Consider the following 7,752-nt stretch of genomic DNA (forward strand, 5'->3'; position numbering starts at 1 on the left):
CCCGACACTGATACATCCGCGGGGTGGAGCAGCCCGGTAGCTCGTCAGGCTCATAACCTGAAGGCCGCAGGTTCAAATCCTGCCCCCGCAACCAACGATGCTTGCGATCCTGGATCGCAGACAAGCCCGGTCTCCCCACGGAGGCCGGGCTTCTTCGTGTTCGCGGCGAAGCTCAGCATCGCCGCCAGATCGCCGCGCAGCACGATCGCCAGTCCGTTGTCGTCCGGCTGCAGCGTGATCTGATCGACCAGACCGCGGAGGATAGTGACGGCTTCAGCCTTGGTTTCCTCGGACTGCAGGCGCTCGTGCAGAGCCGCGATCCGCTGCCTGTACACTTCGGCCATGTTCGGGTGTAGAAGGGGAGGGGGCATTGTCACATCAACGATGGTAGCCTGTCGGTCGTGACGGTAACCTCGCGGGATGCCGCCGCTCTCGTATGCCCGCCACCACTTCCCGCCCGCGATCATGCAGCATGCAATCTGGCTGTATCTGCGGTTCACGCTGAGCTACAGGGATGTCGAGGAGCTACTGGCTGAACGCGGCATCGACGTGTCATACGAGACCGTGCGCCGCTGGGTCGCGAAGTTCGGGCCGGCCATTGCTGGCAACTTGCGGCGCCTGCGGCCGAAGCCTAGCCCACGCTGGCATTTGGACGAGATGGTGATCAGGGTCAGCGGTCAGCTCATGTACTTGTGGCGGGCCGTCGATGATGAAGGCGAGGTTTTGGAGGTGCTCGTCCAGCGCCGACGCGACAAGGCTGCGGCGTTGAGGTTGATGCGCAAGCTGCTGAAGACGTATGGCTTCGCCCCCATCCGGGTCACCACCGACAAGCTCCGGTCCTACAGGGCCGCCTTCCGCGAAATCGGTTTGACGGCCTACCATGAACAAGGGCGTCGAATGAACAACCGGGTCGAAGTCTCGCACCAGCCGGTGCGGCGACGAGAGCACAAGATGCAGAGGTTCAAATCGCCCGCATCCGCCCAGCGCTTCGTCTCTCTGCATGCCGCCGTCTACAACACCTTCAACCTTCAGCGCCACCTGGTCTCCCGCCGCACCCTGCGCATCTTCCGGGCGCAGGCCAGGGCCGACTGGCTGGTAGCGACCGCTGCGGCGTGAGCCTGTCGGGAAATCAGAGCTTGCTGCGCGCCGGCCCCGTTTTCGTGACAAAGCCCTCGCCGGACTTCGGCCTCCATCCCGTGGGGCGCTTCCTGCTGCCGCTGCTGGAGAGGCACGACCGCAGCCGGGTTGAGATCGCCTGCTATGCCGAGGTCCTGCGGCTGGACCCGCTGGGTGAGCGGTTCCGCCAGCTGGCCGACCTGTGGCGGCCGACCGTCGGGCTGTCCGACGCGGATCTCGCCGCCTGCATCGCGTCGGACGGCGTCGACCTCCTGGTCGATCTGGCCGGGCACACTGCCCACAACCGGCTGGCCGTTTTCGCGCGCCGCCCGGCCCCGGTGCAGGCGAGCTGGCTGGGCTATGCCAATACCACCGGGCTCTCGGCCATCGACTGGCGGATCACCGACGCCATCGCCGATCCGCCGGGGGTGACGGACGCGCTGCACACCGAACGCCTGATGCGCCTGCCCGACGGCTTCCTGTGCTTCGGCCCGCCGGCGCCAGCGCCGCCCGTGTCGCCGTTGCCGATGCTGGCCAACGGCTTCGTCACCTTCGGATCGTTCAACGCGCTGTCCAAGCTGACGCCATCGGTGATCGCAGTGTGGGGGCGGTTGCTTGCGTCCATTCCCGGTGCGCGGCTGGTGGTCAAGGCGTTGGGGCTTGCCGACGTCCCGAGCCGGCGCCGGCTGGGTGCAGCCCTGCGTACGGCGGGGGCGCCGCCGGGTTCGGTGACCCTGCTACCGGGACTGGCCAACCCGGCGGAGCATCTGGCGGCCTATCGGCTGATGGACATCGCGCTCGATCCCTTCCCCTATAACGGCACCACCACCACCTGCGAGTCGCTGTTCATGGGCGTGCCGGTCATTACGCTGGCCGGTGACCGTCACGCGGCGCGTGTCGGTGCCAGCCTGCTGAATCGCGTCGGCCTCGACCAGCTCGTGGCAGGCGATGCGGACGGCTATCTCGCCGCAGCCCGCGCGCTGGCCGGGGATCCCCGGGGCCTGACCGAGTTGCGCAGCGGACTGCGCGAGCGGCTCCTGCGCTCGCCGCTGTGCGATGCACGGCGCTTCGCCCGCGCGATGGAAGCCGCCTACGCTGCGATGATGGAGGCGGGTGCATGAGGCGCTGGGTGACGCTGGCGGCCGCCCTCTGGCTGGCCTGCGGCGGCGACGCGGCCCGTGCCGGCGGTGGGCGATCGGGGTGGGACGAGCTGGCGAGCCCGCTGTTCAGCCACATCGGTCCGGCCGAGGGTCTTCCCTATCCCGTCGGCATGTCGCTGGCGCAGGACCGTGACGGCTTCGTCTGGATCGGCACGCCCGGTGGCCTGGCACGCTGGGACGGATATCGGATGCGGGTGTATGGACGCCATAACGGCGATCCGGCCTCCCTGCCGGAGAACATCGTGCCCGTCCTCCTGCCCGACGACCGCAACGGGCTCTGGGTGGGAACCGTGTCGGGGCTGGTCGCCCACTACGATGCCGAACGCGATTCGTTCGTCACCCATCGGACCCCGGACCGGGCCTTGGGGCGGATCGTCGGGATGGCCGGTGACGGCAATGGCGGCCTCTGGGTGGCAGGGCAGAACGCGCTGGCCCACCTCGATCCGGCTTCGGGAGGCTGGCGGTTCGAGGAGCCCGACGCCTCCGGCCTGCCGAAAGGCGAAATCCGCAGCGTTCTGCGCGATCGGCGGGGTACATTGTGGGTCGGTACCTCCCACGGGATCATGAAGCGTCCCGCCAAGGCGGGCGACGAGCGCTTCCAGCCGGCTGCCGAGGTGGTGGCCACCCGTTTCTTCGAAGACCGGGCGGGGCGTGTCTGGTTCGGCACCCGCAAGGGTGAACTCGGCTTCATGGATGAGGCTGGTGGCGGCCGGTTGGTAAACGGGTTTTCTTCTTCCGGCCAGCGGGTGACCGCCATCGTCGAGCCGGAACCGGGCACGCTGTGGGTTGGCGAGTTCGGCGGCGGCATCCGCGAACTGCGGACGGCCAGCGGCATGCTCCGCCACATCCGCAACGACCCCACACGTAACAGCGGCCTCGCGGACGATTCCATCCTGGACCTGCTGGTCGACAGCTCCGGTCTGGTCTGGGTCAGCGGTCTGGGCGGCGTCGACCTCCATAATCCTCGAAATCAAGGCATTGCGACTGTCCTACCGGGCGCGCCCTCCGGCCTTCCGGGCAAGGACGTGCGCAGCATGAGCGTGGGCGCCGATGGCCGCATCTGGCTGGGGTTCAGGGCCGAGGGGATCGCCCTGTTCGATCCGGTCGCGGGCCGCGTGGCTCATTTCCCCCCGGGCACCGGGACCGCCGCTGGGACGGCCGACGGAACCCTGCCTGCCCAGATCGTCCAGACCATCGCCGCGACCGACGACGGCGCGGTGTGGACTGGCTCCCCGGCCGGCCTGCACCGGATCGATCCCGGGGCGGGCACGGTGACCCGGTTCGCCCCGCTCGCCAACGCCAATATCCTCGCCCTGATGGCGGAGGGGCCTTTGCTGTGGGCTGGCGGAAGCATGGGGCTTGCGCGCATCGACCGCTCCGGGAACGGCGTGACCGTTTTTTCCCACGAGCCCGGCCGCAAGGACAGCCTCAGCGACAACAGCGTGCAACAGGTCCTGCGCGATCGTGCCGGCCGGCTGTGGGTCGGCACCCAGCGTGGCCTGAACCTGTTCGACGAGCGGACGCAGGGCTTCCGCCGCTTCCTGCACGATCCGTCCGATCCCCGGAGCCTGCCCAGCGACATCGTCAACACCCTGCTGGAGGACCGGCTGGGCCGCCTCTGGGTCGGCACGGCCGGCGGTATCGGCATCCTGGAAGAGGATGCCGCCCCGGGATCCGACGGACGCATGAGATTCCGCTCCCTCGGCAGCGTCGACGGGCTTCCGCACGACACCATCACCGTCCTGCTGGAGGACCGTGCCGGAATGGTCTGGGTAGGCAGTGGCGATCGTCTGGCCGCCGTCGATCCCGGAACCCTGGCCATCCGCAAGTTCGGACCCATGGACGGAGCGGGTATCCGCACCCATTGGGCTGGATCGGGTGCCCGCCTGCCGGACGGCACGCTGCTTCTCGGCGGCTTCGGCGGGATGACCGTCATCAGGCCCAACGGCGTGCGGGATTGGGACTTCCTGCCGCCGGTGATGGCGACGGGCATGCGCGTTGGCGGTCTCCCGGTGCCGGTGCCGAAGGCGGAAGATGCGGCGCCGGTCACGCTGAGGCCGGAGGATCGCAGCGTGGAGGTCGAGTTCGCCGCTCTGGACTACTCCGCACCGGAGCGCAACCATTACGCCTACCGCCTGGAAGGTTTCGACACGGACTGGATCGATGTCGAGGCCGACCACCGCAAGGCGGTCTACACCAATCTGCCGCCCGGCTCGTACCGCCTGATGGTTCGGGGTAGCAATCGTGCCGGAGTCTGGAGCAACAAGACCCTGGCGCTGGATTTGCGGGTGCTGCCCGCCTGGTACCAGACCGCTTGGTTCCGCTTGGCTGCCGCCTTGCTGGGATTGACGCTGCTGTACGCCGCCGTCCAGATGCGGACGGCTTACCTGCGCCACCGTCAGCGCGAATTGGAACGCCAGATCGCCGAGCGGACGGCTGAGGTGAAGGTTGCGCATGCTCACGCTATCGAGGAGGAGGCCCGCGCCCGTCAGGCGAAAGAACAGGCGGAAGCCGCCAACCGCGCGAAATCCCGTTTTCTCGCCGTCGCCAGCCATGAGATCCGCACCCCCCTGAACGGACTGCTAGGGGTGCTGCAGCTGCTCGACCACCGCGGGCTGGACGACAGGCAGCGCCGTTGGCTGGAAATCGCCAAGGAGGCCGGCGATACTCTGTTCAGCCTGATCGAGAGCGTTCTTGAGTATGGCCGCTACGAGGCCGACAGCGAAACGCCCGAGATGGCGGACATCGATCTGCGTCGTCTGGCCGATTGGGGGGTGGAGCTGTACCGGCCGCAGGCCGCGGCAAAGGGGGTCGCCATCGCCTGTGTGGTTGCGTCCGACGTGCCGCCCCGGATTCGCAGCGACCGGACCCGGATCACCCGCGTTCTGCACAATCTGCTGGGCAACGCCGTCAAGTTCACGGCACAGGGTGAAATCACCGTCTCCATCGCCGTCACGTCCGGCGACGGTGGGGTGGGGCAGGCCTTGCACCTCCGCGTGGCGGACACCGGCATCGGCATCGAACCCCACCTGCACGAGGCGATCTTCCAGGAATATCGGCAAGCCGACCACTCGATTGCCCGCCGGTTCGGAGGAACCGGACTGGGTCTTGCGATTTGCCGGCGGATCGCGCTGATGCTTGGAGGGAGCCTGAGCGTGGACAGCGTCGTGGGCGTCGGAAGCACGTTCCATCTGATCGTGCCGGTCGAGCCCGCCGCCGTGGAGCCGGCCGCCGAGTTGCCGCTTCCGCCAAGCGGGGCTTTGTCGATCCTCCTGGTGGACGACGATGCGGTCAACCGCGAGGTCGGCGTCGGCCTGCTCAGCCGCATCGGTCACCATGTGGTCGTCGCCGGGGATGGACCCACCGCGGTCGAGGCCGCCGGCGCGGCATCATTCGATGTCATCCTGACCGATCTGCACATGCCGGGAGGGGATGGCATCGAATTGACACGGCGCATCCGGGCACTTGCGCTGCCCAAGCCGCCGCGGATCATTGCGATGACGGCCGACCTCACCGATGACACCCGGCAACGGTGCCAGAGCGTCGGAATCGAGGAGATCCTGACCAAGCCCCTCCGCGCCGACAGGCTGCGCCGCACACTTGTGGCCGAAGCACAGTCCCCCAAGCCCGCTTCCGCTGCCCCCACTGGCGATGGTGCAATGGGCCATCGCCTCGACCTGCCATACCTCTCCGTCCAGCGGGAGGTGCTGGGCTTCGGCGAATTGGTCCGGCTGGGGCGGCTGGTCGCCCGGACATCGCGACGGACGATCGATGAGCTGGAGGATGCCGCCGCCCGCGAGGATCGGGCGGCGGTCAAAGCCCTCGCCCATCGCTTGCGCAGTGCGGCGGGCTCCTTCGGCTTGGTTGATTTGGCCTCGGCCGCCTGGACGCTGGAAAGGGAGGCGGGGTGTGTCCCTGACCAGGACCGTGAACGGATCGCTGCTCTGCGGAACCTGCGCCGCGAGTCACTCGATGCGCTCCTCGCCGCTGCGCGTCGCGGCCACGGGCACTCTCAGGATCTCGTCAGACCGAGCTTGTAGCCAACCCCCGGAACAGTGACGATGATCAGCATGCCATCGTCCAGCACCAGTTTCCGGCGCAGGCGCGCAACCAACGAATCCACCGTACGCAGATCGCCCAGAAGGGTGCGGTTGCTCACCACTTCAATCAGATAGTCGCGGCTGAGCGGTCGTCCATCCGCCTCCACGAGCGCGGCAAGCAGGTCGAACTCGGCCCGGGTCAGGTGGATCGGCTCTCCATTGCAGGTGGCCACCTCGCGTCGGGTCAGATCGACCAGCCAAGGCCCGATGACAATGATCGCGCTGCGGCGGGCGGCACTGTACTCCAGTGCTCGCCGGCGCAGCAGGGCGCGGGTTCGCGCCAAGAGTTCGCGCAGATTGACCGGCTTGGTCACGTAATCATCGCCCGCCAACTCCAGGGCGACGATCCGGTCGGTATCACAATCATGTTGTGTGACGAAGATGATGCCGACCGGGCTGGCCGCCCGGAGCTCCTGGGCGAGGGCCAGGCCGCTGCCATCGGGCAGATAGATGTCGATGAACACAAGATCAGCCGACCCCTGTTTCAGAAGCGATCGGCATTCGCCGACGCTGTCGGCTTCCTCGACGAAAAAACCCTCACGCGTGAAATAACGGGCGATCATGGAACGCGTGACGACATCGTCTTCGACCACGATCAATCTTGCCCGCCCGGCCTCTACACGCAAAGGTTCAGAAATCATGATCAGAACACTATCCGCCTGCTTGGACGTTTGCTGCTACTCCGAGATATAGAGCTTCAGCCGTTGTCAAGCCAGCGTGAACGGGGCTTTGGCCGCTCATTGGAGGTTCTATCGGGTGGCCCCGGCTCTGAGCGAGGCCATGCTTTCGAATACCCCGTCGCGGAATATCCGCGCGTGGCCCAGCGCGCCCCCAAGATGGGCAAGGACGGTGGAGAACAGCAGGAGCGCTTGGATCGCGTGCGCCATGTGCAGGACGGCATAGAGCACTGAGCCTTGCGGCACGATCGGCGGCAGCTTCCCGTACAGCACGACCAGGTAGCCGCCCGCGGACAACGCGCCCCGGCCGGCGAGCGGGACTGCGATTATCAGTGTGTACCGGGCAGGTGGACAGGTGTGAAACAGTGCGCAGCTGGAACCCCATTATCTGCATTATTAACAACGCCTTTCCGTACCGGTCGGCGTCAGAGCTCCACGCCGATTTACATACGGGAGCCCGTCGAGATTAGACGTCGATCACAAGTCATGTAGCCTTGACGAATGAAGGGTGGCCACAATCGTGACTGCAGCCTTTCCTTAGAGTGCCTTGCTCTGTCGAAAGCCTCGCGATCTGACGGTGTGATGCCCATCTGCCGGGTATCACGGAGAATCATCTGCTGTGCTTTGCGCGGCTGGCCCATGTTGTGGCGCGCCGCGCGCTCCCCGTACCTCTGAGCAAGTACGCCCGCCCTGCCTATC

5 protein-coding genes and 1 tRNA gene are annotated in these 7,752 nt (G+C 67.0%); 5 read left to right on the forward strand and 1 reads right to left on the reverse strand.

Going from position 1 to position 7,752, the window contains the following annotated elements:
* Positions 1-17 precede the first annotated feature (17 nt).
* From J2848_RS35615 to J2848_RS35635, 5 genes are all read left to right on the forward strand, one after another.
* Positions 18-94 (forward strand) — tRNA-Met (locus J2848_RS35615).
* A gap of 7 nt (positions 95-101) precedes the next feature.
* Complete coding sequence (locus tag J2848_RS35620; protein ID WP_253568856.1) at positions 102-356, forward strand: hypothetical protein; 255 nt, start codon at positions 102-104, stop codon at positions 354-356.
* 64 nt (positions 357-420) lie between these two features.
* On the forward strand, positions 421-1,116 hold the full coding sequence (locus J2848_RS35625; RefSeq protein ID WP_149235729.1) for an IS6 family transposase: 696 nt from the start codon (positions 421-423) through the stop codon (positions 1,114-1,116).
* A 44-nt stretch (positions 1,117-1,160) separates the two neighbouring features.
* Positions 1,161-2,237 carry an O-linked N-acetylglucosamine transferase, SPINDLY family protein gene (locus tag J2848_RS35630; protein WP_149235730.1) on the forward strand — a complete coding sequence of 359 codons (1,077 nt, stop codon included), beginning with the start codon at positions 1,161-1,163 and terminating at the stop codon, positions 2,235-2,237.
* Positions 2,234-6,316: a hybrid sensor histidine kinase/response regulator gene (locus tag J2848_RS35635; protein ID WP_149235731.1), complete on the forward strand. Its 4,083-nt coding sequence runs from the start codon at positions 2,234-2,236 to the stop codon at positions 6,314-6,316. The genes J2848_RS35630 and J2848_RS35635 overlap by 4 nt, the downstream gene beginning before the upstream one ends.
* Here the strand turns inward: J2848_RS35635 and J2848_RS35640 are convergent.
* Complete coding sequence (locus J2848_RS35640) at positions 6,289-7,017, reverse strand: response regulator transcription factor (RefSeq protein ID WP_149235732.1); 729 nt, start codon at positions 7,015-7,017, stop codon at positions 6,289-6,291. The two genes, J2848_RS35635 and J2848_RS35640, sit on opposite strands and share 28 nt — an antisense overlap.
* Positions 7,018-7,752: the final 735 nt, after the last annotated feature.

It is taken from the genome of Azospirillum lipoferum (assembly GCF_024170005.1).
GTDB classification, from domain to species: Bacteria; Pseudomonadota; Alphaproteobacteria; order Azospirillales; family Azospirillaceae; genus Azospirillum; species Azospirillum lipoferum.